Genomic DNA, 24,807 nt, shown 5'->3' with positions numbered 1-24,807 from the left:
ACTTAACTCGGTAAATATTTACGTATTTACACTAAACTACAATCAAATAAAAATACAACTAAACATATTTCAAAACTTTCAAAACTTTCAAAACTTTCAAAACTTTCAAAACTAATTCAAATAGCCGAATACTAGCCCGTATAAATATGTTAACTAAAGCAAGTTTCACCCTATCAAATAAGTGATTTATTTCAGTTTGATTTTGTTTTTTTCATCATATTGCACAATTTAGATATGTTATTTTCGATATAACAATAATTATGTGACACAAATACACATATACCTCTTTAGATAGTGCTAACTTTGTTAGCGGAGAATGCTCTAAAGTGCGTGAGCTATGTAAAATACCAATATCACGCCACGATGAATAACCCTTATTAAGTAGATGAATGTACGGCGGAGGAACTATCATGTTCACAAGAAAGATTCAAAAAACAGCACTAGCCATGCTGATCTCAGGCGCAATGGCCGGAACGGCCTATGCAGCGCCGGAAGTGCTAGCCGATTTTCACGGTGAAATGGGTGGCTGCGATAGCTGCCACGTATCAGACAAAGGTGGCGTTACCAACGACAACCTGACCCATGAAAATGCACAATGTGTTAGCTGCCACGGTGATTTAAAAGAATTAGCCGCCGCCGCACCTAAAGATAAAGTATCCCCCCATAAATCTCACTTAATTGGTGAAATTGCTTGTACTAGCTGTCACAAAGGCCATGAAAAATCAGTAACTTACTGTGACGCTTGCCATAGCTTTGGCTTTGATATGCCATACGGTGGTAAATGGGAACGTAAGTTTGTGCCTGTTGATGCAGACAAAGCTGCTCAAGATAAAGCCATTGCCGCTGGCGCAAAAGAAACCACAGATGTGGTTATTATTGGTTCAGGTGGTGCAGGTCTAGCTGCTGCCGTATCTGCCCGTGATGCTGGCGCAAACGTCATTCTACTTGAAAAAGAACCTGTACCAGGTGGTAATACTAAACTGGCTGCGGGCGGTATGAACGCTGCAGAAACGAAGCCACAAGCTAAGTTAGGTATTGAAGATAAGAAACAAATCATGATCGACGACACCATGAAAGGTGGCCGTAATATTAACGATCCTGAATTAGTCAAAACCTTAGCGAACAACTCATCAGACTCTATCGATTGGTTAACCTCTATGGGTGCCGATATGACAGACGTTGGCCGTATGGGTGGCGCAAGTGTTAACCGTAGCCATCGTCCTACTGGCGGTGCAGGTGTAGGTGCCCATGTCGCACAAGTTCTATGGGATAATGCCGTAAAACGCGGTACTGATATTCGCTTAAACAGCCGTGTAGTACGTATTCTTGAAGATGCGAGTGGTAAAATTACTGGCGTATTAGTGAAAGGCGAATACACAGGTTATTACGTGATCAAAGCCGATGCAGTTGTTATTGCTGCAGGTGGTTTTGCTAAAAACAATGATCGCGTAGCGAAGTACGATCCTAAGTTAAAAGGCTTTAAAGCAACTAACCACCCAGGTGCCACAGGTGACGGCTTAGACGTAGCATTGCAAGCTGGTGCGGCAACTCGCGACTTAGAATTTATTCAAGCTCACCCAACCTACTCTCCTGCAGGCGGTGTGATGATCACTGAAGCGGTACGTGGTAACGGGGCTATCGTGGTTAACCGTGAAGGTAACCGCTTTATGAACGAAATCACCACCCGTGACAAAGCGTCTGCGGCGATTCTGCAACAAAAAGGCGAAAGTGCTTATTTGGTATTTGATGATTCAATCCGTAAGAGCTTAAAAGCCATCGAAGGCTATGTTCACCTGAACATTGTTAAAGAAGGCAAAACGATTGAAGATCTGGCTAAACAGTTAGATATTCCAGCCGCAGAACTGGCTAAAACAGTCACAGCTTACAACGGTTTCGTTAAATCAGGTAAAGATGCTCAATTTGAACGTCCTGATTTACCACGTGAATTAGTTGTAGCGCCTTTCTATGCTCTCGAAATCGCGCCAGCGGTTCACCACACTATGGGTGGTGTAGTGATTGATACTAAGGCCGAAGTGAAGAGCGAGAAAACGGGTAAACCTATTGATGGTTTATATGCAGCAGGTGAAGTGACCGGTGGTGTTCACGGCGCTAACCGCTTAGGTGGTAACGCTATCTCTGATATCGTAACTTACGGCCGTATCGCGGGTGCCTCTGCAGCAAAATACGCTAAAGATAAAAAGTAAAATGCAATCATCAGTGCTAAAGGACTAGCCCAAGGCTCACATAGCACGACTATTAATATGAGAGCCGTTGCTTGATCCTCAAGCAAACTCAACAAACCAATAAGCGAGCCGTCAGGGGCTCGCTTTTTTTATGTCCAATTGATGATAAAGGTCACTCTTTTAGCGGGGTAAACCTCAAGGTTAAGGACAAAAAAAGCGAACTCACTTACACTCATTAGCAGATAACAATATCAGGCAACGGGGTAGGTGATTGAAATGAGAATTGGATTTTTTAGCGCAAAACAATATGACATAGAATATTTTAACCGTACCAATGTCGCCTTTGGTGCGCAAATAGAGTATTTCGATTATCGTCTATGCATGCAAACGGTGAAACTTGCCGAAGGTTTTGACATCATCTGCGCCTTTGTTAACGATTCACTCTGCGAAGAAGTACTCGTAGAACTCGCCAAGGGTGGCACAAAAATTATTGCCATGCGCTGTGCGGGCTTTAACAACGTCGATTTAGTCGCTGCTAAACGCTTAGGTATGAAAGTCGTTAACGTGCCCGCCTATTCACCTGAATCTGTGGCCGAGCACACTGTCGCACTGATGTTGACCTTAAATCGTAAAATCCATAAAGCATATCAACGTACCCGCGATGCTAATTTTTCACTCGAAGGTTTAGTCGGTTTTAATATGTTCGGCAAAACCGTTGGCGTGATTGGTACTGGTAAAATCGGCGTGGCAACCATCAAGGTATTACTCGGTTTTGGCTGTAAAGTCATTGCGTTTGATCCTTTTATTAACCCAGCCGTGTTAGCCCTTAATGTGGAATATCAAGATCTCGATTCGCTTTATGCCAACAGCGATATCATCAGCTTACATTGCCCGTTAACGGCAGATAACCATCACTTACTCAATAAAGAAAGCTTCGCTAAGATGAAACCCGGGGTGATGGTGATTAACACTAGCCGCGGTGGCTTACTCAATGCCTTTGATGCAATGGAAGCCTTAAAGCTGGGCCAAATTGGTTCATTGGGGCTTGATGTGTACGAAAATGAAAAGGGGTTATTCTTTGAGGATAAATCGAATGAAATCATCCAAGACGATGTATTCCGCCGTTTATCTGCTTGCCACAATGTGATTTTCACTGGGCACCAAGCCTTCCTCACCGAAGAAGCCTTAAGTGCTATCGCTAAAACAACCTTGAGCAATCTAAAAGCACTCAGTGCGGGCGAATTGTCAGGTAACGAATTGTTTTAACTGACAGATAAAATCCTGACTGCTAAAGTGAGGCTTCAGCGTTTGAAGCCTCATAGCGGAATATAAATATGTTAGTAACTCAGCAAACTCAAGATATCTCAACGCCATCCGGCCCGATGCGCACCTATATCTACCACCCTGATGCACAAGGCCAGTTCCCTTGTATCATCTTCTATTCCGAAATATTTCAGCAAACCGCCCCCATCGCTCGCGCCGCCACGATTCTTGCAGGCCATGGTTTTGCCGTATTAGTGCCTGAAGTATTCCATGAACTCAACCCCATAGGCACAGTACTCGCCTATGATGAATCGGGTAAAGACAAAGGCAACGCCGATAAATTTGCCAAACCTTTAGAGCACCACGATAGCGACACCCAAGCCCTAGTCGATTTTGCCACTCAACAAGCTTACTGCAATGGCAAAGTAGGCAGCATGGGCGTGTGTATTGGCGGCCACTTAGCCTATCGCGCCGCACTCAACCCCGCTATTTTAGGTGCATTTTGCCTCTATCCAACCGACATTCACTCCAACACTCTACCCTGCGCTTACGGCAATGACTCACTGAGCCGCAGCGGTGATATTCAAGGGGAATTAGTGTTAGTGTTCGGCAAGCAAGATCCCCATGTATCACCAGAGGGGCGAGTGTTAATCCACCAGCAATTAATGGCGCTGAACCGTAACTTCACTTGGCTTGAAGTCAACGCCCAACACGCCTTTATGCGTGATGAAGGCGAACGCTATGATCCCGCACTCGCACTGCAAATGTACCTGCAAGCGGTCGCTTTTTTTCAAAGAGTGCTTCACTAGGTCATAAATTAAACATACTAGATATTAACTACTTAAGGAAAGAGTAGAAAAATGAAACCCTATAAAAATTTATCCTCAAAAAACTTAGCGTTACTGTTAATGATTACCCGAGTAACAACCGTTGTTTCGTTGCTAGCCGTCGCGCTTTCATTAATTGGCCTAGCGAGTCAGTTTTGGATGACACGTGGATTTGGTCTTAACTTTTGGTCGACTGTGGGCATAGCAACACTTATCCCCTCTCTACAAGTACTTTTTGGCTCCGGTATCATAGCGGCTATCATTGCATTTGAAGAATCCTACCGCCAAAAGTCAGAAGCCTTTATCGCCTCGTTAAAATAGCGTTTAGGGCTGCCCACAATACACCTAACGATCTAACTTTTTAAAATCAAATGAATCACCAAAACCTTAACTAATATTATGATTTTAGTGATTCATCCTTTCATATATTAAACTGCTAGTCATACATTCAGATAATCACTATTCGGAATATATTTCATCGATAACGCCATCTAAAACACCTATCTGTAAAAGGGGAAAACCTTCACCCCAAGAAATATCATATCCAATCGAAATGGCATTCGTACCAAGCTTACCAATACCAAGGCTGTATTCATTATTTGCATGAACTTCGATCAAGCATGGCAACAAAAATGCCCAAACATTGGATGAGGAGAGCTCAATATCTGCAGGAACAATGTCAGAAGAGGTAAGGAAATGAATAATCCTAGCAGTTGCATCTTTTCTAATCAGCTCTGCATTATTGATGAGTTTATCGAATGCCTCACATTGGGATACTGTTGGCCCCTCTTTTGTCCCCCAAATACGTATGAGAAAACCATCCCCTAAATAAGGTATATCTAACTTCCTTTCCCAGATTTTTGATTGACCTTTTCCTGAAATATCACCAAAAGGAAAAATGGTTATTGACTTTGCAAACATGCGAACTCCAAATAACTAAGGTTGCCAACCATGGCCAGATCTATCAAGTTTGCCCAAAATTATATACACGTATTACTCTGACTGTTCTCAATTACAAAGCAGTCATTATTTCCTTTAATTTTCGTGAATATTTTTTGCTGCCTGATACTCTTATTTTTTTAAGGTAACGTTCTAGTTCATCTTGCTTTTCAATTAAGAGGCAGAACTCAATAATGTATATCACCAAGAAATTTTTATAACAAGGCAGTGTTGCGATAACATCATTATTGCTCTCGTGCTCATCTGGTGCATCAATAAAAGTATCAATCTTTTTATCGAAGAAACGAGTAAATAGTGGCACGTTCAATGACACTATCTTCTCCATCTCTAAAATAGAAAACTCGGCGGCGTTTATTTTTTGTGCATCATAGGCTAATAACACTTTAGGTAGATCACATTCATTTACATTTACTTTGCTATTCTTTTTTGCATAGACGAGTAATGAACTATAAAGTTCAGTATCAATCAATTTGCCAACATCTTCTTCACTGACCATGTATTTTTATCCTTTGTTACTCAGGATCAAACTTCTTTTTGCCTTCGAGTAAAGCCTGACGCTCTGCAAGCGGACTTTGATCTGAGAGCTTTAACACTGCCTTTTGCAGCATGAGGTTATTGGGATACGTGATGGTATCGCCATTGTCGCGATGAATAAGCACGTGAAACAGCGCAATTTCGATAATCACCCCGCTGATATCTTCATCCTTATCAACCACCCGAATACGCTCGCCAATGCGGTAAGGAAATACGAAAAAAATCAGCACGCCTGCCGTTAAGTTACTCAATATTGACCACTGGGCGACCAAGGCGACCCCCATCACCGCAAACGCCGATGAAACAAAGAGTGATACATCCTGATAACCAAGCCCCAGCGAGACCGCCATCAAAGACAGCGTAATAAAAAACATCACATAGGAAATAAACCGAGTCACCAAACTGGTCCGTGCGACACTCACTTGCTTCATTTGCGCGAGTTTTCTCACCCAATGGGTTAACGCACGCTGTAAAAAGAGAAACACTGCAAGATAAATAAAGGCAAGCAGGATTTGATTTGTCATAATAGCCACTCAATTTTTGAAACCGTCTGAATTCTAACTTTTTTGCGTAACCAGTTATACCACCCGCAAACAAGCCAAGCAGCAAACAGAGTAACAACACACTATGGTCGATTCTACCCTCTTACATGAAACCCAAGATTCATTTGGCCCAATTCGCGTGCTCGATTACGATGACTCACGAATACTGTCTTTTGGGGATAATGATGAGCAGAGTAAAATTCTTAAGGCTGCGCCCCATATTCCTCAGCACACTTATGTGCAAGCCATGTTGTTGGTTTTACTGTTTTGTAAGCCCAAGAGCGCTATTGTTTTAGGTTTAGGCGGCGGCTCAATTATTCACTCACTGCGCAATTTCGACGCGGCAATAAAGTTAACAGCGGTGGAATTACGCCCCGCGGTGATTGAGTTAGCTAAGCGCTATTTTCAGCTGCCGATAGGTAAAAAGCTCAATCTTATCAATGATGATGCTATTGCTTTTTTAGCTGCTGGTGATCATAAAAAAGTGGATGTAATTTTTGCCGATATTTATACGGCCAAAGGCGTTGAAACAGGGCAGCTTTCGCCAATATTCCTTGAACAGTGCACTAACCTCATCAAACCCAACGGTTATTTAGTGCTGAACTGCTGGAAAGAACATAGCCAAAATCGCGAGTTGTTAGCCGACTTACAACAACACTTTGCCCATGTGAACGCTTGCCTCACAGGCGGCGGCAATTGGGTGATTTTTGCTAGCCAATCTCCTCAAATATTAGGCACCTCGGCACTCAAAAATCATGCTCAATCTTTATCGCAACAATTGGGTTTTGCCCTTGATCGATCACTGACACGATTTGGGCCTTGGATTTAATATTAATATCAGCAAAATAGCGTAAATTAGTTAACCCTAAGGCTGAGCTTTGTTATTCTTTACATTCTCCTATGATATGAGTTGTCACCATGAAAAATAAGCACAAATTTATGTTAAGCGTTATGGCTCTGGCGTGCCTTAACTCTCTCAATGCTAACGCCGAAACCTTTAGTTTTGACACTCGTAGTTCACTGAATTCAGATACATTAGTGTTATTCCAAAGTGTAGATTCTACTACCTATGGTATCGATTTTTTACCTCAATCGACCCAAGATCAGTTAAATCTCGCCACAGCAGATAACAGTTTTGCTGGCAAACAAGGAGAGATTTTAGAGATTTTAGTCCCGAGTGAAATTGATGCTAAACGGGTATTATTGGTGGGTATTGGCGATGCCACATCCTTAACGCCCGGAGAGATTAATAATATCGGTGGAAATCTAGCGGCAAAGCTAGAAACTGTTCCCCAAGCCAGTGTGCGCGTGCTCACCAAAGGCTTAAGTGCTACACCACTATTTGCCTCTGAGCTTGCCCATGGTATTGAGCTACGTAGTTACCGTTATACCCAGTTCAAGGCTAGCAACCATAGCGAAAAAAACTATCAAATCGCAGTCGATAACTTAAGTGCCAACCAAAAACACCGTAAAAATCTAGAGGCTATTGAAGCTGGTGTGTTTTTAGCGCGCGATCTGACCAATGCCCCTGCTGGAATCATGTACCCCGAAAGTTTCGCCAACGAAGCGCGTAAACTTAAATCTCTCGGCGTAAAGGTGACTGTACTCGAAGCGAAAGATATCGAGCGGTTAAACCTTGGGGCATTAGCGGCGGTAGGCAAAGGCAGTGAACGTCCACCTAGGTTAGTTGTCGCCCACTGGCCCGGTAGTAAAGAAGCCCCCATTGCGCTAGTCGGCAAAGGCATCACCTTCGATTCTGGCGGTTACAATATTAAAGCGACAGGCACTTCCATCGCACGCATGAAGTCTGATATGGCGGGCGCCGCCACTGTACTGGGCACCATTAAGGCGATGGCGGTTCAAAAAGCGCCTGTAAATGTGGTCGCGATTATGCCCATGGCAGAAAACATGATATCTGGCCATGCAATGATCCCAGGCGATGTGATTACAACGGCTCAAGGTTTAACGGTTGAAGTGCTTAATACCGATGGAGAAGGCCGCTTAGTATTAGCGGATGGCTTATGGTATGCCCGCGAAAATTATAAGCCGTCGGTGATTATTGATGTTGCAACACTGACAGGCTCAAAAGTGAGCGCATTAGGTAGCGTTTACGCTGGCCTATTTACAGATTCCGAACCATTGGTGCAGCAACTTACCTATGCAGGTCAACAGGTTGGCGAGAAAGTGTGGCGCCTACCTTTAGATCAAGCCTATGGCGATGAAATAAAATCTACCATTGCCGATTTGAAAAACACAGGTAAAGAAGGCAGCGCGGGCGCATCCTCTGCAGCTATGTTCTTAAAGCATTTCGCTGGTGAACAACCTTGGGCGCATCTCGATATCGCGGGCAACGCCTTAACCGCGACCGATACCGCCGTTGTGCCTGCGGGCGCCACAGGTTACGGCGTGCGCTTACTCAGCACTTGGTTAACGCAACCCAAAGCACTGAACGAAAACCTAGCACCTAGCACCTAGCACCTAGCACCTAGCACCTAGCACCTAGCACCTAGCACCTCAGTATCTTGTTTTAATTGTATTTATATTGAAGGGATATCATTGATATCCCTTTTTATATCCGCAATTTATGACCCACTAAAAGACGATTGGTAAAAGCCAAAAGCACAATAAAATCAAACCCAAGGTACACCAAACCCAAGCCCACCGCGGAAAAACCGATTAAGTTCGCTGCAGAATAATCAATATTCGATTAAATCGATTAGGATGATAGTTTTTATCCGTTATATTAATTCCATATGAGTTGGTACTATGCTCCACATCAACGGGACGCAAGCAAACGTCTTCGTTATGAACTTAAGTAATCATCAACTCAATGGAAGCATAAAATGACTCAATCAATTATCAACAGCACAATCAAACCATTCAAAGCCACTGCTTACCACAATGGTGAGTTCGTTCCAGTAACTGAACAAGATCTGTTAGGTAAATGGTCAGTTGTATTCTTCTATCCAGCAGACTTCACCTTCGTTTGTCCAACTGAATTAGGTGACATGGCGGATCACTACGAAAAACTGCAAGGTATGGGCGTTGAAGTTTACTCAGTATCAACTGACACACACTTCACTCACAAAGCGTGGCATGACACGTCAGACACCATCAAGAAGATCAACTTCCCAATGCTGGCTGACCCAACGGGCACTATCAGCCGTAACTTTGGCGTGATGATCGAAGAAGATGGTTTGGCACTGCGTGGGACTTTCGTGATTAACCCAGAAGGTCAAATCAAAGTGGCTGAAATTCACGATTTAGGTATCGGCCGCAGCGCGCAAGAACTGGTTCGTAAGATCCAAGCTGCTCAATATGTTGCGACTCACGATGGCGAAGTTTGCCCAGCAAAATGGCAACCAGGTGACGAAACTTTAGCACCTTCTTTAGACCTCGTTGGCAAAATCTAATTTAGTCCGCAAAGCGTTAACCTTGCCAATCTAGTCCCGCCCCCCTGCAAGGGTCTAGATTGGCACCTCTCCCGCGTATTCATCTTTTTTAGCGATTTTGGAGTTATCACATGTTAGATGCGAATTTGAAAAATCAACTGCAAACCTATCTGCAAAACCTCAAGAGACCAGTTGAACTTGTCGTGTCTGCAGATGAGAGCAAAAAGTCTCAAGAATTAAAAAGTTTAGCTAATGACATTGTCAGCCTATCTTCTCTGGTGAGCCTGAAAGAAATTCAGGGCGAACGCACCCCGGCGATGACAGTGATAAACCCAGAACTTAATACGCAAATCAGCTTTGCTGGTCTGCCTATGGGTCACGAATTTACCTCACTCGTACTGGCCTTACTGCACACGGGTGGACACCCAATCAAACTGAGCGATGATATCATCGAGCAGATCCGCAATCTGCCGGGCAAATATGCCTTTGAAACTTATGTATCACTGACCTGCCAAAACTGCCCAGACGTAGTTCAGGCACTGAATATGATGGCGGCCATTAACCCGAATATCACCAACGTGATGATTGATGGTGCCCTATTCCAAGAAGAAGTAGCGAGCCGTAATATTATGGCCGTACCTTCTGTCTACTTAAATGGCGAAGTGTTTGCCGCAGGTCGCATCAGCATAGGTGAGATTTTAAATAAACTGGACACCAATGCAGCCAGCCGCAAGGCCGATGAAATTAATGAAAAAGCCCCCTTCGAAGTCTTAGTCGTTGGCGGCGGCCCCGCTGGCGCAGCAGCAGCCATTTATGCAGCACGTAAAGGACTTCGCACTGGTATTGTTGCCGACAAGTTTGGCGGCCAAGTCGCTGAAACCGTGGCTATCGAGAACTTTATTTCGGTCAAAGCGACCGAAGGTCCAAAGCTAGTAGCGAACCTTGAAGCCCATGTGCGTGACTATGAAGTTGATATCATGGATAATCAAAAAGCCGTGTCATTGACGACTGACGGTTTGTTCGAACTTGAACTGGCAAGCGGCGCTAAATTACGTAGCCGTACCGTATTGCTGGCAACAGGCGCTCGCTGGCGCGAAATGAACGTCCCCGGTGAGAAAGAATACCGTGGTAAAGGCGTTGCATACTGCCCACACTGTGACGGCCCATTATTTAAAGGCAAGCGTGTGGCGGTGATCGGCGGCGGTAACTCGGGTATAGAAGCAGCCATCGATTTAGCAAATATAGTAGAACATGTAACAGTACTGGAATTTGATAAAACCCTGCGCGCCGACGATGTGCTGCAACGTAAAGCCGCATCTATGGGTAACATTAAAATCATTACCCAAGCGATGACCACTGAAGTGACGAGCGATGGCACTCGGGTGAATGGCCTAAACTACACCGACCGCGCAACGGGTGAAAGCCACCATATCGCGCTGGCAGGGATCTTCGTGCAGATTGGGCTAGTACCCAATGCGGAATGGTTAAAAGGCACAGTGGAATTAACCCCAAGGGGCGAAATCATCGTCGATGAACGCGGCCAAACCTCAGTCCCAGGTATTTTTGCCGCAGGTGATGTCACTAACTCACCGTTTAAGCAAATTATTATCGCCATGGGCAGCGGCGCGACCGCATCACTGGGGGCATTTGATTACTTAATTCGCCACAGCGATGAAGAGACCGCCGCGACCAAAGCAGCTTAAGGCTTCGTTAACAGACATCAAAGCTAACGCCAACAAAATAGCCAGCATTTGCTGGCTATTTTTTGATGTCAACTAAGGCATTGATAAGGATTTTCTAACCGAATTTGCATTAAGGTTTCTGGTGCATCGACCGCTTTAAATCCAAACTGGGCATAAAGCCCATGGGCATCGCGGGTGGCGAGCATTATGCGTCTTAAGCCTTGCAGCTCAGGATGTTCCATAATTGCTGCCATCATCAACTTGCTTAAACCTAAACCGCGGTGGGATCCGAGTACAAACACATCGGCAAGGTAGGCAAAAGTGGCTTTATCGGTAATTAAGCGGCCAAAGGCCACTTGCTGATTATCCTTATCAAAGACCCCAAAGCATAAACTGTTACTAAGCGCTGTACGCAACAGCGCCTTGGGTATTCCCTGCGCCCAATAGCTCTTACTGATAAAACCATGGATAACCTCAAAATCCATTTCAGATTGCTCTGTACTGACTCGGTATTCCATTTGTCACTCCAATATATCGATAAATGCCGCTTAACCTAGGTCTGTTTTGCACTGATAAATAGCATAAAAGCCATCGCAAATAACACCAATTTAGCTAGCGAATACAAAGCCCCCGCTAACGTACCACCACCATGATAACTAAAGGCTAAGTGACGATTGATTTCAAAATGAAATGATTTAGCTAAATGACGGTAAGCGAGAAAATAAAATAAGGAGGCAACAGGCCAAATCCCGATAAGCAGCACTTGCCCCTGTGCCTTAGAGGTGAGTAAGGTTGATATAAGAGGAATGCTTAGACAAGCTGCATATATCCAAGCAAAACGCTTAAGTAGTTGGCGGATTTTTTTATCAGATAATGATTTCAACTGAACTCCTTGTCATCTGAGGCTTACATAGCTTCGATTTGTTCAACCATCAGTTGCAGCGAAAAATTGCCGCGATACTCATTCACATCGAGTTTATAGACAATTCGAGCATGATTAATTGTCGCATCGGGCCAAGTGTGCAAATCCACATTAAAGGCAATGGCATCGAGCATCACAGTGCCGCATTGGGTTTCGAGCACAAGCTTAAGGTGGCGCTCACCAACAAGGCGCTGCTGCACTATTTTAAAATAACCATCAAAGAGCGGCTCTTCGAAAGCTTGTCCCCAAGGCCCCGCATTACGCAATAGCTGAGCAATTTCAAGATTCAACTCTGTAGGAGTGAGTTCCCCATCGGACCAAAGCTCGCCCGTTAATAACTCAGGTTTAAGCTGTTCACGCACCGCATCATCATAGGCTTTAGCAAATGTCGCAAAACTGCCCGCTTTGAGCGATAAACCCGCCGCCATTGCATGACCGCCAAATTTGATAATCAGTCCTGGATGGCGAGTGTTCACTAACTCGAGCAAGTCGCGCATATGCAAGCCTTTTATCGAACGCGCCGAACCTTTAATTTCACCATTGCCCGCATCGGCAAAGGCAATCACGGGTCTATGATATTTGTCTTTAATGCGCGAGGCCAAAATCCCGATAACGCCTTGATGCCAATCTTCTTGAAATAAGGCGATACCCCAAGGTAATTCAGCTTCGTTGAGCTTTAAATGCTCTAGGCTTTTTAAGGCTTCCTGCTGCATACCAACTTCCAGCTCGCGACGCTCTTGGTTTAACCCATCAAGCTCTGCGGCCATGCGCCGAGCGTACATTATATCTTCGCAGAGTAGCGTTTCGACCCCTAAGGCCATTTCATCGAGACGACCCGCAGCATTAAGCCTAGGCCCCACGGCAAAACCAAAGTCAGATGCGACAATGCGCGCCGGATTTCGCTTAGCCACCTCAAGCAGCGCGGTAATCCCTACACGGCAACGACCCGCTCGCACACGCTGTAAACCCGCTTCGACTAAAATACGATTATTGACATCGAGTGATACCACATCGGCAACAGTGCCTAGGGCGACAACATCGAGCAGTGTGCCTAAATTGGGCTCAGCGATGCCGCGGGATTGATACCAGTTTCGCGTCCGCAATTCTGCCCTTAGTGCTGTCATCAAATAAAAGGCAACGCCAACCCCCGCGATTGATTTACTGGCAAATGGACAGCCCGGTTGGTTAGGGTTCACTATCGCATCGGCAGCCGGTAATTCATGGCCGGGTAAATGATGGTCGGTAATAATCACTTGCATACCAAAGGCTTTAGCCGCTGCAACACCTTCTATTGAGGAAATACCATTATCAACTGTAATTAATAGTTCAGCCTGTTTCGAGGCGGCAACCGCGACAATTTCAGGGCTGAGTCCATAACCATAATCAAAGCGATTGGGGATCAAATAATCCACTTTCAGAGCGCCCATCATCCGTAGCGCTAACATACACACACTCGTTGATGTTGCACCGTCGGCATCAAAGTCACCCACGATTAAAATCGACTTATTCGCCTGCATCGCATCAGCAATAATGGCTGCGGCCTCAATCAAGCCTTTCATCGTTTCTGGGCGTAAAAGCCCTTGAAGCGCAAGCTCGCATTCATGGGGCATGACACCTCGGCGAGCATAAAGCTGTTTTAACAGAGGTGGAAGATGGACGGGTAAATGACTGTCATCAACGGTTGGGCGACGGACTATCTTATGGATCAAGGGACTCAAACTCTCATTAAATCGTGGCAATAAGATAACAAAAAGGTGAGTTTTAAGCTCACCTTTCGTGGGATAAATTTACCCTGATTCGAATTATTGGCGCATATCTAAGGTGCGTAATAAATCTTCAGGTGGTTGATAACCTGGGATCATACTGCCATCGGCTAGGATCATCGCTGGTGTACCATTAACACCAAAACTTGTGCCTAATGCATATTGCTCGGCAATTTTAGCATCACAGGTGGCAGCTGGCACTGTTTGACCCGCTTTGGCATTCGTCATGGCTTTTAATGGATCTTTAGCACACCAGATAGCCTGCATCTCATCTGCATTAGCCGAAGGCACACCCGCGCGCGGAAAAGCTAAATAACGTACTGTAATACCTAGCTTATTATATTCATCCATTTGGCTATGTAACTTACGGCAATAACCACAACTGACATCGGTAAATACGGTAATGACATGTTTTTCATTTTTGGCTTTGTAGACCAACATATGATCTTCAAGCGGTTTCATCATCGCGATACGTGGGCCCGCTAATGCGGCTTCTGTCAGGTTTTTCATGCCTTTATCGATATCATATACATTACCGTGGAATAGCTTTGAGCCATCACGACTAATATAAAGTACGCCACGGTTCGTCATGGCTTGATACAAACCTTCCACCGGAGCATCCTGCATCGAAATCACTTCGACATCTAACATCTCACTGAGTTTTTGCTTAATCGCAGCAGTATCAGGAGAAGTGGTGGTTGTTGCGCTGGCGAGTGGTGCAACAAGGAGTGTAAAAACCAATGATAATGCAGGGGTCAACTTCATGGGACATCCTATAAATTGTGTCACGATAACGAGATATTGGGCCGTTCTAGCTCGAGATACTCAATAGACCCTGTATGGTGGCAAAAAGTTACAGACAAGCCATACAGAATGCAAATTTATACTGTAACTAAATTCAACCTCTTGGATGATGCTGTTGGTGCAACTCCTGTAATCTTGCCCGTGCAACATGGGTATAAATCTGGGTTGTTGATAAATCACTGTGACCCAAAAGCAATTGCACGACTCGCAGATCGGCACCATGGTTGAGTAAATGTGTCGCAAAGGCATGGCGTAATGTGTGGGGTGAAAGCGCAGTTTCAATCCCCGCCCGCAGCGCATAAAGTTTAATGCGGTGCCAAAAGGTTTGCCGCGTCATCATCTGCCCACGGTTAGACGGGAACACCACATCGGATTGTTTATGACCAAGTAATTCCTGCCGCGCAAATTTTAAATAGGCTTCCACCTCTGTAACTGCCAATTCACCTAGTGGCACTAAACGCTCTTTGCCACCTTTGCCCACAATCCTCACTAAACCTTGGCGTAGGCTCATCTGCTCCATCGTCAAACCAACAAGCTCGCTCACCCTCAAGCCCGTTGCATATAACAGTTCGAGCATGGCTTTATCGCGGCATTCAACAGGATCATCGACATTGGGCTCAGACAGCAATCTATCGACCTGAGATTCGCTTAACGAATGGGGTAAATGACGCGTTAACTTGGGCGACTCTATCAAAGCCATAGGATCGGCAGCAATCTGTTTAGTCAGCAGTAAGTAGGTATAAAAACGTCGTAAACTGCTGAGCAATCTTGCACTACTGGTGCGCGCAAAATGTTGTTCTAATCTCAATGCTAAATAGGATCGAACATCTGCCGCGGTAGCCTCAAGCAATGTGGTGCCATGACGCTGTTGATGGCGATCAAAATGGCGTAAATCCGTACGATAGGCAGACAACGTATTGTCACTCAATCCCTTGCTCGACCATAGGTCATCAAGAAAAGCATCAATAAGTGGATCGCTCTGATATGTCTTAGGCACACATACTCCATAAAAAACGGCGTATTCTTATATTAAGGATACGCCGTTGATATTAACTTAATTCACCCGCTACTGGCAGCGTCTTTGTTTATGCCGTAGTGACCGTTTTTGCACCGCCACCACGAATAATTAAACACAACACAATCACCACTAAGGTTGGCAATAACCAAGCCATCCCCTCTTCATACAGAGGTAAAATCGACAATGTGGGTGACATACCACTGACCACATCGATAAAGCTCTGCGCCGCTTCCGTCACGCCTTTACCATCTTCACCCTTTAGACTTTTAGCTGCGATTTTCATCCCATCGAAGATACCAAATAGCAGCGCGACAGAGAGAGTCATACGGTGAGCAAACTGTGGCCGTGGAAAATATTCGGTTAAGAACGTCACCGCAACCAGTGCAATCGCCACAGGATAAACGGCCATCAACACCGGAATACTGATATTAATCAGTTGTGAAAGCCCGACGTTAGCAATCAAGGCACAAATAGCACTTAACACAACCACTAAGAAACGATAAGAAAGCTTTGGCATTAACTCATTGAAAAACTCAGAGCATGCACTCACAAGTCCCACCGCCGTGGTTAAGCAGGCCAGAGACACCACAGCCGACAGCAACAAAGTACCTAGGCTGCCAAACTCGTGGGTAACATAGTTTGTTAATATTTCACCACCGTTTTTAGCGCCTACGGCAATATCACCCGCCGTCGCACCTAAAAAGAACAATGACACATAAACAAAGGCAAGACCGGCGGCAGCGATAAAGGCGGCGCGAATGAGGTGCTTTGTCTGCGCACTCGGCTGTTCAATGCCCTTTTTACGCAAAATATCAATAATCAACATACCAAACATGAGTGAGGCCAAAGTATCCATGGTGTTGTAGCCTTCCAGAATACCTTTCGTCAAAGGATGTTTCTGGTAATCCCCCACGGCCAGCCCTACATCTGATGCAGGTAAAAAAAGTACAGACGCAGCAAGGCTAACGAGTAACAACAGTAGAATAGGGGTCAGAACTTTACCAACACTATCAAGCAACTTGCCAGGAAACAACGCGAGTAACATAGTGACTGTAAAGAAGCACAACGTGTAGATAAGTTGCGACAGGTTAAGCTCAACATTACCGACTAACATTGTTGTGGTCGTGTTATCGATAAAAGGTTTAGCGCCAATCTCATAAGCCACTAAACCTGTTCGTGGCGCCGCAAATGCAGGACCAATAATAATATAAATCGCAATCGCCAATGCCGTTGCTGCAAATACTGGCAACATTGCCATAACCTTACCTTGAGCCTTAGCGACTGCGATGAGTCCCACTAAAGGTAAACCTACGGCGGTAATCAAAAAGCCTAGCATAGCAAGAGGCATATTCTCACCAGCTAACATGCCAGCAAACGGTGGGAATATTAAATTTCCCGCCCCTAAAAAAAACGCAAAGGTCATAAAACCTAAACCTAATGTATCCCCGATACTCATCTGATTGTCTTGCACTGGAAGCCCCATCTTGTCTTATTGTTTTTTTACAAACTTAAGTGATTATGTGTCGATTAGCTATAGCTAAAACAAAGCCCATCCGGAGTGCAAATCTATGTTTACACAATTCCGTGGTAAATATGACTGATATCAGCCGAGTTTATAAACAAAGATGGAATAAAAAATAGCAGCAATAGCCTATTTTTACCTCAAGAAACCCGTTTACCTATCCGTTAACCATAAAAGTGATTAAAAATGGGGGCAGAACTAATACCAGACTTGAAAAACCAATGCAAGTTTACAAGAGGAATTTGCTCAAAAAAGTAAAGTAATGCTAACTAACTGCTAATTTGAGGTTACAAAGCTAATAAATTTAACAGTCAATTAAGTGAAATCGGTAAAAGTTGTCCGAGAAGCATCGCGAATATTCATACAAAATACACAATAACCGCTGTTTAAAAGCGTTAGCCAAAAACGCGAAGTCGGATTTAGAATATACGCCACTCAATCGCACTTTATATCCGAAATCCAACCTAAAACTGATCACCCATGGCATTTACTTTCAAACAGTTTCATATCGATGACCTTAACTGCGGCATGGCAGTCAGTACCGATGCAGTAGTCTTGGGTGCTTGGGCGCCGCTGACCAACGCGAAACAGATCTTAGACATAGGTGCAGGTAGTGGCATATTGGGTTTAATGGCGGCTCAACGCAGCCAAGCCAACATTACTTGTATCGAATTAGACGATACGGCTGCCATCGCTTGCCAACACAATATTGCTCAAAGTCCTTGGGCATCGCGGATACGCTTAGTGCAAGGGAGTATTCAGCAGCTTAGTCAAGCTGAGGAATATCAAGGCTATTTTGATCATATTATCTGTAATCCCCCCTATTTTGAGCATGGCCCTCAGGCACAATTATCCCAAAGAGCGATGGCTCGCCACACCGATCAATTAAGCTTTAACGAATTACTCGCAGCAATTGAGCAATGCCTCTCACCCAATGGGCTCGCTAGCTTGATCCTGCCAATACAAAGCCTACATAATTTTAATCATTTACTAAGCCAATCTAGGCTCGAGTGGGTAGAAAGAGTCGATATCAAAAGTGTTGAAGGCAAAAGGGCCAATCGGGTGTTATGCCTACTGACAGCACAAACTCACCGTACTGTTGAGCCTAAAGTGAGCGAACTCACCCTGCGCGATACCTCTGGGCAATATAGCCAAGCTATGGTGCACTTAACCCAAGATTTTTACCTTAAGCTCTGATCTCGCGATTCACCACTAAGCGCGAAGATAAACACAGGAGAGATAGATAAGTTATTTAAGTTAACCAACATAACCTTTATAATGCTCGGCTATTATCCGTCGAGACGCCGTGCATGCAATTTGAAGATTTCCACCTTGACCCAAGTTTACTCGAGTCATTAAAAGCCATGGGGCATCATTCGCCCACCACAATTCAGCAAGAAACTATCCCCTATGCGCTAGAACAGAGGGATATTCTGGCACGCGCCCCGACTGGCACAGGCAAAACCGCAAGCTTTTTACTGCCTGCACTACAACATTTAATCGATTTCCCCCGTCGATTTTCGGGCCAAGCACGCATATTAATTCTCACCCCCACCCGTGAGTTAGCGAGCCAAATTCATCGCTATGCTTGCCACTTAGCCACGGACCAAGGGCTAGATATTGCCATCATTACTGGTGGTGTTCCCTACGCACCGCAGGAAGAAGCGCTGGCAGGGAACGTAGATATTCTGGTTGCGACGCCTGGCCGCTTGATGGAATACCTAGATAAAGGCAAATTCAGCGCTGAAGAAGTTGACATACTGATCATCGATGAAGCCGATCGTATGCTCGATATGGGATTTTCATCCGTCGTCCAAGCCATCGCACTCGAAGCCCAAGGTCGTAAACAAAATATGCTGTTCTCGGCGACCTTAGAAGGCGGCGGTGTGCAGCGTTTTGCCCGCGAAGTGTTAAAAGATCCAATAGAAATCGATGTTGATGCGCCCCGTAGCGAAAAGGCAAAAATCCACCAATGGATCCATTTAGCCGACGATAAAGAGCATAAGTTTGCCCTACTCTGCCATTTGCTGCGCCAAGAAGATGTCAAACGCACTATTGTGTTTGTAAAAACCCGTGACATAGTCACTAGCTTAGAAGGCCAGTTACTCAAAGCCGGCATTCCCTGCGCCTTCATGCGTGGCGATATGGAACAAAAGAAACGTTTCCAAGCATTGAGTCGCTTTACTAAAGGTGAAGTCAACGTATTGCTCGCAACCGATGTTGCCGCCCGCGGTATCGATATCGACGACATTACTCATGTGATCAACTTTGATATGCCTCGCTCTGCCGATACCTATATTCACCGAATTGGTCGAACTGGCCGCGCTGGCGCCAAAGGTACTGCAATTTCGCTTGCCGAAGCCCACGATATGCGTATCGTCGGTAAAATCGAGCGTTATATTGAGCAACCATTAAAACGCCGAGTGATTGAAGAGTTACGTCCAAAGAATAAAGAAGCGCGCACACCGGGCAAGAAAAAAGCCAAAGTGAAAGCGAAAGAAGCTGCAAAGAAAACAAGCAAAAAAGAAGCGGCCAAGAAAGCGAGTAAAATCGCCCGCAAAAAGAAGTAATACATGACTTAAAATAGTTAAACTAAAGCCGCTGAAATGCGGCTTTTTTATTACTTACATTTAACTCTACTCATTAATTGGGTTGGCTACGCCCTTTAATATCAGAATATAGAGAATGAAATACGGCTGATTTAGCGCTATTGCCCTCAGTAGGTATTATTTATTATTTCAATAGTTTCCAATTATCTAACTGAACCTTCCGACACTTTATCGCTCTAATTTTCGCTCAAATGCTAATACATAATCAGTATATGTGTCCCCACATCAGTTTTAGACACATTTAGTTTACAAAAATAAATTTATTGGTAGGTCAGACTCTGATACTTTAAGCCCATTACGCTATTTAGCATGGATATTGCCATAACATGATGAAAACTCTACTACGGAGACTGTCTCCTTTTTTTATTCTGCTGCTATTTGTTGTTGGCGCAGCCTTGTTGATGAAAACAAAGGAGGCGCCTGAACAAAAGCCTGAAGAAATCCCCATCCCTATCGTTGATGTGATCAAAGTTGAACAGCAAACGGTATCGTTAAACCTGCCTTCCTATGGCGTTGTAACACCTAAGTATAAAACCCAGTTAGTCACTGAGGTTCAAGGCAGAATGCTCACCATTTCGCCTCACTTTGTTGCAGGTGGCATTGTCAAGAAAGGCGATCAATTGGCTCAAATCGAACCCTCTGATTATGAAGCCGATTTAATGCAAGCAGAAGCGACACTGGCACAAGCCACTGCTGCATTGAATGAAGAAATTGCCCGTGGTGAAGTCGCTAAAATTGAGTTCAAGGGCTATGACAAAGGGTTACCGCCCGAGTTAGGTTTACGTATTCCGCAACTCAAAAAAGAACAAGCTAATGTGAAATACGCCCAAGCGGCATTGGCACGTGCACAACGTAATCTTGAACGCACCGTTATCCGAGCTCCCTTTGATGGCATAATCAAAGCCAGAAACGTCGATTTAGGTCAATACGTTAGTCTAGGGACAAACCTAGGTGAACTGTACGACACACGCATTGCCGAAATCCGCTTACCGATTTCTAATGACGATCTTGCCTATTTAGAGTCCGTCGATAATCCAGATACTGAAGTGACCTTAAGTGCCTCACTCGCAGGTAAAGAAAATACTTGGTCAGGGAATATCATTCGTAGTGAAGGCGTGATCGATGCAGAAAATCGTATGGTTTACTTGGTCGCAGAGATTAAAGATCCTTACTTACGTGAGCAGAAAATCGCCGGCAGTTTACCGTTAAAATACGGCAGTTTTGTCAATGCCGTGATTAAAGGTCGCACAGTCGATGGCATAGTCAAACTGCCAAGGCATGTGGTTCGCAACGACCAAGTGGTCCTGATTGATGATAAAAATATCGTTGAAATGCGCCATGTTAATGTCGTCCGCAGCGATTTAGAAAATGTCTATATCAAAGACAGCTTAAAAACCGGTGAACGGGTTGCCACAAGCCACTCAAACACTATGGCTAATGGCCAATTGGTTAAGGTGCTAGGCGAAGCGGCATTACCCGTTAGCGTGCCTAAAGATGATACGCCAGAGTCCAGCCTTGCCGCTACTGGAGTCAAATAATGGAGACTCCAAAAGGGATTATCGCTTGGTTTGCCCGAAACAGTGTGGCAGCTAACCTTTTGATGTGGGCGCTACTGATTGGCGGCCTTTTTAGTACCGTACTGATCAATAAGGAAGTATTTCCTTCATTCAACCTGAATTTACTGAGTATTTCTGTCGCATACCCAGGCGCTGCCCCTCAGGAAATTGAAGAAGGCATCAATATCAAAATTGAAGAAGCCATCCAAGATATCAACGGCATTAAGAAGGTGACTTCGGTTGCCAGTGAAGGTGTAGGATCAATTACCATCGAAGTTGAAGATGGCTACGATGTACAAAACGTCTTAGACGAGGCCAAACTTAGGCTAGATGCTATCTCCACCTTCCCTGTGAATATCGAAAAACCCAATATTTATCAGATCAAACCCGAAAATAACGTTATTTGGGTATCTGTTTATGGCGATATGACACTGCATGATATGAAGGAATTAGCTAAATCGGTTCGTGACGATTTAACTCAATTGCCTGCCGTGACCCGCGCCAAAGTCACTGGAGTTCGAGATTATGAAATCAGTATCGAAGTCTCTGAGGATAAGTTACGTGAATATGGCCTAACCTTCTCACAGGTCGCACTAGCAGTACAAAATTCATCCATCGATTTGCCCGGCGGTTCGATTCGTGCCGAGGATGGCGATATTCTGCTGCGTACTAAAGGCCAAGCCTACACGGGGGATGACTTTGCCAATATAGTGCTGACCACCCGCGCCGATGGCAGTCGAGTGATGTTGCCCCAAGTGGCAACAATCAAAGACGATTTTGAAGAACGCTTGGAATACACCCGCTTTAATGGCAAACCCGCAGCCATTATCGAAGTCATCAGTATTGATGATCAAAACGCCTTAGATATTGCTGCCCAAGTTAAACAATATGTCGAGAACCGACGCGCTACACTGCCAGCGAATGCACAGCTCGACACTTGGGGGGATATGACCCATTACCTCCAAGGCCGTTTAAATATGATGATGTCAAACATGTTCTACGGCGCTTTGCTGGTTTTTCTTATCTTGGCCTTGTTCCTCGATCTGAAACTGGCATTCTGGGTGATGGTGGGACTACCAGTGTGCTTCCTCGGCACTATGCTCATCATGCCGCTAGAACCTTTCTCTATGACCATCAACATGTTGACCCTATTCGCCTTTATCCTTGTACTCGGGATTGTGGTGGATGATGCCATTGTTATTGGAGAGAGCGCATACAGTGAAGTGGAACGCCACGGCCACTCAATCGATCATGTGATCCGTGGTGCCCAAAAAGTCGCTATGCCAGCGACCTTTGGGGTATTAACTACAATCGCAGCCTTTATTCCTATGTTGCTAGTTTCGGGTCCTATGGGGATCATTTGGAAATCTATCGGCATGGTAGTAATCATGTGCCTTGCATTCTCCTTAGTCGAATCTAAATTTATTCTTCCTGCGCATTTAGCACATATGAAGTTTAAAAAACCGGGTGAGCCTAGGGGAGCATTTGGGCGTTTCAAGGCAAAATTTAACAACGGTGTACAACACTTTATTCACCACCATTATCGTCATTTTCTCGAGTTTTGTATCAAGCACCGCTATAACGTCGTCGCCGCCTTTATTGGAGTATTGATTTTATCCATTGCCCTCGTCGCGAGCGGTAAAGTGCGTTGGGTCTTCTTCCCCGATATTCCATCTGATTTTATTCAAGTTCAGCTTGAAATGGACGAAGGTAGCTCCGAGCAAAACACTCTGAAAGTGGTGCAGAGCATTGAAGAAGCGCTGTATCAAATGAATGCCAAGATGGAGAAAGAAAACGGCTATCAAGTTGTCAAACATAGCTTTATCAATATGAGTTCTCGCACTTCAGCATTTATCTTTGCCGAACTCACCAAGGGTGAAGATAGAGAAGTTGATGGTGTTACCATTGCGGCCGCTTGGCGTGAACAGCTCCCTGAACTGCTATCCGTTAAAAAGCTGAATTTTGATGCCAGTACTAATGCTGGTGGCGGTGGGGATATTTCTTTTAGATTAACCTCAACGGATCTCGAAGAGTTATCCGCAGCATCGCGCGATCTCAAACAAAAGCTGGCAACCTATGAAGGTGTATATGATATTGCAGACAACTTCTCATCGGGTAGCCACGAGATTCGCTTAAAAATACGCCCAGAAGCCGAAGCCCTTGGCTTAACACTTTCCGATTTAGCTCGTCAGGTACGTTATGGGTTTTATGGCTATGAGGCACAACGTATTTTACGTAATAAAGAAGAAATTAAAGTCATGGTGCGCTACCCATTAGAGCAGCGTCGAACCGTCGGCTATTTGGAGAATATGCTGATCCGTACTCCACAAGGCGCATCAGTCCCCTTTTCCACTGTGGCACAAATTGAAAAGGGAGACTCCTATGCCTCTATCACCCGTGTAGATGGTAAAAGAGCCATTACTATCACGGCAAATGCCAATAAAAACAAAGTTGAACCTTCCAAGGTGGTACAGGAAATTCAAAAAGATTACCTGCCACAATTGCAGGCCAAGTATCCCAAAATTCAAACGGCATTAGATGGCGGCAGCTTGGATGAGCAAAATGCCATGGTGGGGTTAATACAGGGCTTTTTCTTTGCCCTGTTCACCATTTATGCTTTGATGGCAGTGCCGCTCAAGTCCTACAGCCAACCACTTATCATCATGTCGGTCATCCCCTTTGGGATTATCGGAGCACTCTTTGGTCATTTAGTCCAAGGGCTCGCAATGAGCGTATTAAGCCTTTGTGGCATAGTGGCACTGGCGGGAGTGGTCGTAAACGACTCATTGATTTTGGTCGACTTTGTTAACAGAGCGCGGGAGCAAGGGCTTTCGGTCAGACAGGCGGCAATCGACTCTGGCTGCTATCGCTTTAGGGCAATTATTCTGACATCACTCACGACCTTCGTTGGACTCGTGCCCATTATTCTCGAACGCAGTTTACAGGCACAAATAGTGATCCCAATGGCAACCTCTCTCGCCTTTGGTATCTTATTTTCGACAGTCGTAACACTGATCTTAGTCCCGCTGCTCTATATCATTCTTGATGATGCTAAACGTACCGGTAGTCGATTTTTCCACTGGTGGTGGCGTCCTAAAAAAGCTGAAGATATGCATATAGACACGGCAGGCACTCACACGGTGGAGTTTAAGTCCCTAAACGAAAAGCGATAACAGGAATGTCCTAGAAAAAAGAGAGCCTTAGCTCTCTTTTTTTATGCAAATGCTGTT

General features: G+C 44.8%; 21 protein-coding genes. 12 read left to right on the top strand and 9 right to left on the bottom strand.

The genetic code is table 11. From position 1 onward, the window contains the following. Nucleotides 1-410 precede the first annotated feature (410 nt). The 4 genes from fccA to MZ182_RS04185 all read left to right on the top strand — a co-directional run bounded on the left by fccA (nt 411) and on the right by MZ182_RS04185 (nt 4,594). Nucleotides 411-2,204: a fumarate reductase flavoprotein subunit FccA gene (gene fccA, locus MZ182_RS04200; protein WP_011790529.1), complete on the top strand. Its 1,794-nt coding sequence runs from the start codon at nt 411-413 to the stop codon at nt 2,202-2,204. A 255-nt stretch (nt 2,205-2,459) separates the two neighbouring features. After that, nucleotides 2,460-3,449, top strand: a complete 990-nt coding sequence (locus MZ182_RS04195; RefSeq protein WP_011790530.1) for a 2-hydroxyacid dehydrogenase — start codon at nt 2,460-2,462, stop codon at nt 3,447-3,449. A gap of 68 nt (nt 3,450-3,517) precedes the next feature. Beyond that, the gene (locus MZ182_RS04190; protein ID WP_248066352.1) at nt 3,518-4,255 is read left to right on the top strand and encodes a dienelactone hydrolase family protein; all 738 of its coding nucleotides are present in this window, start codon (nt 3,518-3,520) and stop codon (nt 4,253-4,255) included. Between the two features lie 51 nt (nt 4,256-4,306). Beyond that, the gene (locus MZ182_RS04185) at nt 4,307-4,594 is read left to right on the top strand and encodes a hypothetical protein (protein WP_011790532.1); all 288 of its coding nucleotides are present in this window, start codon (nt 4,307-4,309) and stop codon (nt 4,592-4,594) included. Between the two features lie 138 nt (nt 4,595-4,732). On the opposite strand, the gene MZ182_RS04180 is transcribed toward MZ182_RS04185, so the two are convergent. From MZ182_RS04180 to MZ182_RS04170, 3 genes are all read right to left on the bottom strand, one after another. Continuing rightward, nucleotides 4,733-5,194 carry a hypothetical protein gene (locus MZ182_RS04180; RefSeq protein ID WP_011918761.1) on the bottom strand — a complete coding sequence of 154 codons (462 nt, stop codon included), beginning with the start codon at nt 5,192-5,194 and terminating at the stop codon, nt 4,733-4,735. 91 nt (nt 5,195-5,285) lie between these two features. Then, nucleotides 5,286-5,729, bottom strand: coding sequence for a hypothetical protein (locus tag MZ182_RS04175; RefSeq protein ID WP_011918760.1), 444 nt, complete (start codon nt 5,727-5,729; stop codon nt 5,286-5,288). A gap of 16 nt (nt 5,730-5,745) precedes the next feature. After that, complete coding sequence (locus tag MZ182_RS04170) at nt 5,746-6,291, bottom strand: mechanosensitive ion channel family protein (RefSeq protein WP_011790535.1); 546 nt, start codon at nt 6,289-6,291, stop codon at nt 5,746-5,748. A gap of 103 nt (nt 6,292-6,394) precedes the next feature. On the opposite strand from MZ182_RS04170, the gene MZ182_RS04165 reads away from it, so the two are divergent. The 4 genes from MZ182_RS04165 (at nt 6,395) to ahpF (ending at nt 11,404) form a co-directional block, all read left to right on the top strand. Beyond that, nucleotides 6,395-7,138, top strand: coding sequence for a spermidine synthase (locus tag MZ182_RS04165; protein ID WP_011790536.1), 744 nt, complete (start codon nt 6,395-6,397; stop codon nt 7,136-7,138). An 89-nt stretch (nt 7,139-7,227) separates the two neighbouring features. Further along, the gene (locus MZ182_RS04160; protein ID WP_011790537.1) at nt 7,228-8,784 is read left to right on the top strand and encodes a leucyl aminopeptidase; all 1,557 of its coding nucleotides are present in this window, start codon (nt 7,228-7,230) and stop codon (nt 8,782-8,784) included. Nucleotides 8,785-9,152: 368 nt separating this feature from the next. Continuing rightward, the gene (ahpC, locus tag MZ182_RS04155) at nt 9,153-9,722 is read left to right on the top strand and encodes an alkyl hydroperoxide reductase subunit C (protein WP_011790538.1); all 570 of its coding nucleotides are present in this window, start codon (nt 9,153-9,155) and stop codon (nt 9,720-9,722) included. Nucleotides 9,723-9,832: 110 nt separating this feature from the next. Beyond that, nucleotides 9,833-11,404, top strand: a complete 1,572-nt coding sequence (ahpF, locus tag MZ182_RS04150; protein WP_248066349.1) for an alkyl hydroperoxide reductase subunit F — start codon at nt 9,833-9,835, stop codon at nt 11,402-11,404. 68 nt (nt 11,405-11,472) lie between these two features. Here ahpF and MZ182_RS04145 read toward each other — a convergent pair whose 3' ends face one another. The 6 genes from MZ182_RS04145 to brnQ form a co-directional block, all read right to left on the bottom strand. Then, nucleotides 11,473-11,901 (bottom strand): GNAT family N-acetyltransferase, encoded by a 429-nt coding sequence (locus tag MZ182_RS04145; protein WP_011918757.1) that lies wholly within the window; start codon nt 11,899-11,901, stop codon nt 11,473-11,475. 35 nt (nt 11,902-11,936) lie between these two features. Beyond that, nucleotides 11,937-12,266, bottom strand: coding sequence for a hypothetical protein (locus tag MZ182_RS04140; protein ID WP_011790542.1), 330 nt, complete (start codon nt 12,264-12,266; stop codon nt 11,937-11,939). Between the two features lie 23 nt (nt 12,267-12,289). After that, nucleotides 12,290-14,014, bottom strand: coding sequence for a single-stranded-DNA-specific exonuclease RecJ (gene recJ / locus MZ182_RS04135; protein ID WP_248066347.1), 1,725 nt, complete (start codon nt 14,012-14,014; stop codon nt 12,290-12,292). A 93-nt stretch (nt 14,015-14,107) separates the two neighbouring features. Continuing rightward, nucleotides 14,108-14,833, bottom strand: coding sequence for a bifunctional protein-disulfide isomerase/oxidoreductase DsbC (gene dsbC / locus MZ182_RS04130; protein ID WP_248066344.1), 726 nt, complete (start codon nt 14,831-14,833; stop codon nt 14,108-14,110). Between the two features lie 133 nt (nt 14,834-14,966). Further along, entirely contained in the window at nt 14,967-15,869 is a 903-nt protein-coding gene (xerD, locus tag MZ182_RS04125) for a site-specific tyrosine recombinase XerD (RefSeq protein ID WP_248066341.1), read from the bottom strand. An 88-nt stretch (nt 15,870-15,957) separates the two neighbouring features. Further along, nucleotides 15,958-17,373, bottom strand: coding sequence for a branched-chain amino acid transport system II carrier protein (gene brnQ / locus MZ182_RS04120; protein ID WP_248066338.1), 1,416 nt, complete (start codon nt 17,371-17,373; stop codon nt 15,958-15,960). A 519-nt stretch (nt 17,374-17,892) separates the two neighbouring features. On the opposite strand from brnQ, the gene MZ182_RS04115 reads away from it, so the two are divergent. The 4 genes from MZ182_RS04115 to MZ182_RS04100 all read left to right on the top strand — a co-directional run bounded on the left by MZ182_RS04115 (nt 17,893) and on the right by MZ182_RS04100 (nt 24,750). Next, a complete protein-coding gene (locus MZ182_RS04115) occupies nt 17,893-18,609 on the top strand; it encodes a tRNA1(Val) (adenine(37)-N6)-methyltransferase (protein ID WP_011790547.1) in 717 nt (238 codons plus the stop codon). Between the two features lie 113 nt (nt 18,610-18,722). Beyond that, nucleotides 18,723-19,982, top strand: a complete 1,260-nt coding sequence (gene srmB, locus MZ182_RS04110) for an ATP-dependent RNA helicase SrmB (RefSeq protein ID WP_011790548.1) — start codon at nt 18,723-18,725, stop codon at nt 19,980-19,982. Nucleotides 19,983-20,347: 365 nt separating this feature from the next. Then, complete coding sequence (locus tag MZ182_RS04105) at nt 20,348-21,559, top strand: efflux RND transporter periplasmic adaptor subunit (RefSeq protein WP_011790549.1); 1,212 nt, start codon at nt 20,348-20,350, stop codon at nt 21,557-21,559. Then, the gene (locus MZ182_RS04100; protein ID WP_248066335.1) at nt 21,559-24,750 is read left to right on the top strand and encodes an efflux RND transporter permease subunit; all 3,192 of its coding nucleotides are present in this window, start codon (nt 21,559-21,561) and stop codon (nt 24,748-24,750) included. Before MZ182_RS04105 ends, MZ182_RS04100 begins: the two co-directional genes overlap by 1 nt. Nucleotides 24,751-24,807: the final 57 nt, after the last annotated feature.

The organism is Shewanella sp. JNE2 (assembly GCF_023159115.1).
Classification (GTDB): domain Bacteria; phylum Pseudomonadota; class Gammaproteobacteria; order Enterobacterales; family Shewanellaceae; genus Shewanella; species Shewanella putrefaciens.
Note: the sequence above shows the minus strand (reverse complement) of the source record. Positions and strands in the feature narration are given on the sequence as shown.

Coding starts and splice junctions, on each gene's coding strand:
- MZ182_RS04190 (WP_248066352.1), top strand. CDS start 3,518: ATGTTAGTAACTCAGCAAACTCAAGATATCTCAACGCCATCCGGCCCG.
- MZ182_RS04195 (WP_011790530.1), top strand. CDS start 2,460: ATGAGAATTGGATTTTTTAGCGCAAAACAATATGACATAGAATATTTT.
- MZ182_RS04100 (WP_248066335.1), top strand. CDS start 21,559: ATGGAGACTCCAAAAGGGATTATCGCTTGGTTTGCCCGAAACAGTGTG.
- MZ182_RS04160 (WP_011790537.1), top strand. CDS start 7,228: ATGAAAAATAAGCACAAATTTATGTTAAGCGTTATGGCTCTGGCGTGC.
- MZ182_RS04145 (WP_011918757.1), bottom strand. CDS start 11,901: ATGGAATACCGAGTCAGTACAGAGCAATCTGAAATGGATTTTGAGGTT.
- srmB (WP_011790548.1), top strand. CDS start 18,723: ATGCAATTTGAAGATTTCCACCTTGACCCAAGTTTACTCGAGTCATTA.
- MZ182_RS04105 (WP_011790549.1), top strand. CDS start 20,348: ATGATGAAAACTCTACTACGGAGACTGTCTCCTTTTTTTATTCTGCTG.
- MZ182_RS04180 (WP_011918761.1), bottom strand. CDS start 5,194: ATGTTTGCAAAGTCAATAACCATTTTTCCTTTTGGTGATATTTCAGGA.
- dsbC (WP_248066344.1), bottom strand. CDS start 14,833: ATGAAGTTGACCCCTGCATTATCATTGGTTTTTACACTCCTTGTTGCA.
- MZ182_RS04185 (WP_011790532.1), top strand. CDS start 4,307: ATGAAACCCTATAAAAATTTATCCTCAAAAAACTTAGCGTTACTGTTA.
- ahpF (WP_248066349.1), top strand. CDS start 9,833: ATGTTAGATGCGAATTTGAAAAATCAACTGCAAACCTATCTGCAAAAC.
- ahpC (WP_011790538.1), top strand. CDS start 9,153: ATGACTCAATCAATTATCAACAGCACAATCAAACCATTCAAAGCCACT.
- MZ182_RS04165 (WP_011790536.1), top strand. CDS start 6,395: ATGGTCGATTCTACCCTCTTACATGAAACCCAAGATTCATTTGGCCCA.
- MZ182_RS04115 (WP_011790547.1), top strand. CDS start 17,893: ATGGCATTTACTTTCAAACAGTTTCATATCGATGACCTTAACTGCGGC.
- brnQ (WP_248066338.1), bottom strand. CDS start 17,373: ATGGGGCTTCCAGTGCAAGACAATCAGATGAGTATCGGGGATACATTA.
- fccA (WP_011790529.1), top strand. CDS start 411: ATGTTCACAAGAAAGATTCAAAAAACAGCACTAGCCATGCTGATCTCA.
- MZ182_RS04175 (WP_011918760.1), bottom strand. CDS start 5,729: ATGGTCAGTGAAGAAGATGTTGGCAAATTGATTGATACTGAACTTTAT.
- MZ182_RS04170 (WP_011790535.1), bottom strand. CDS start 6,291: ATGACAAATCAAATCCTGCTTGCCTTTATTTATCTTGCAGTGTTTCTC.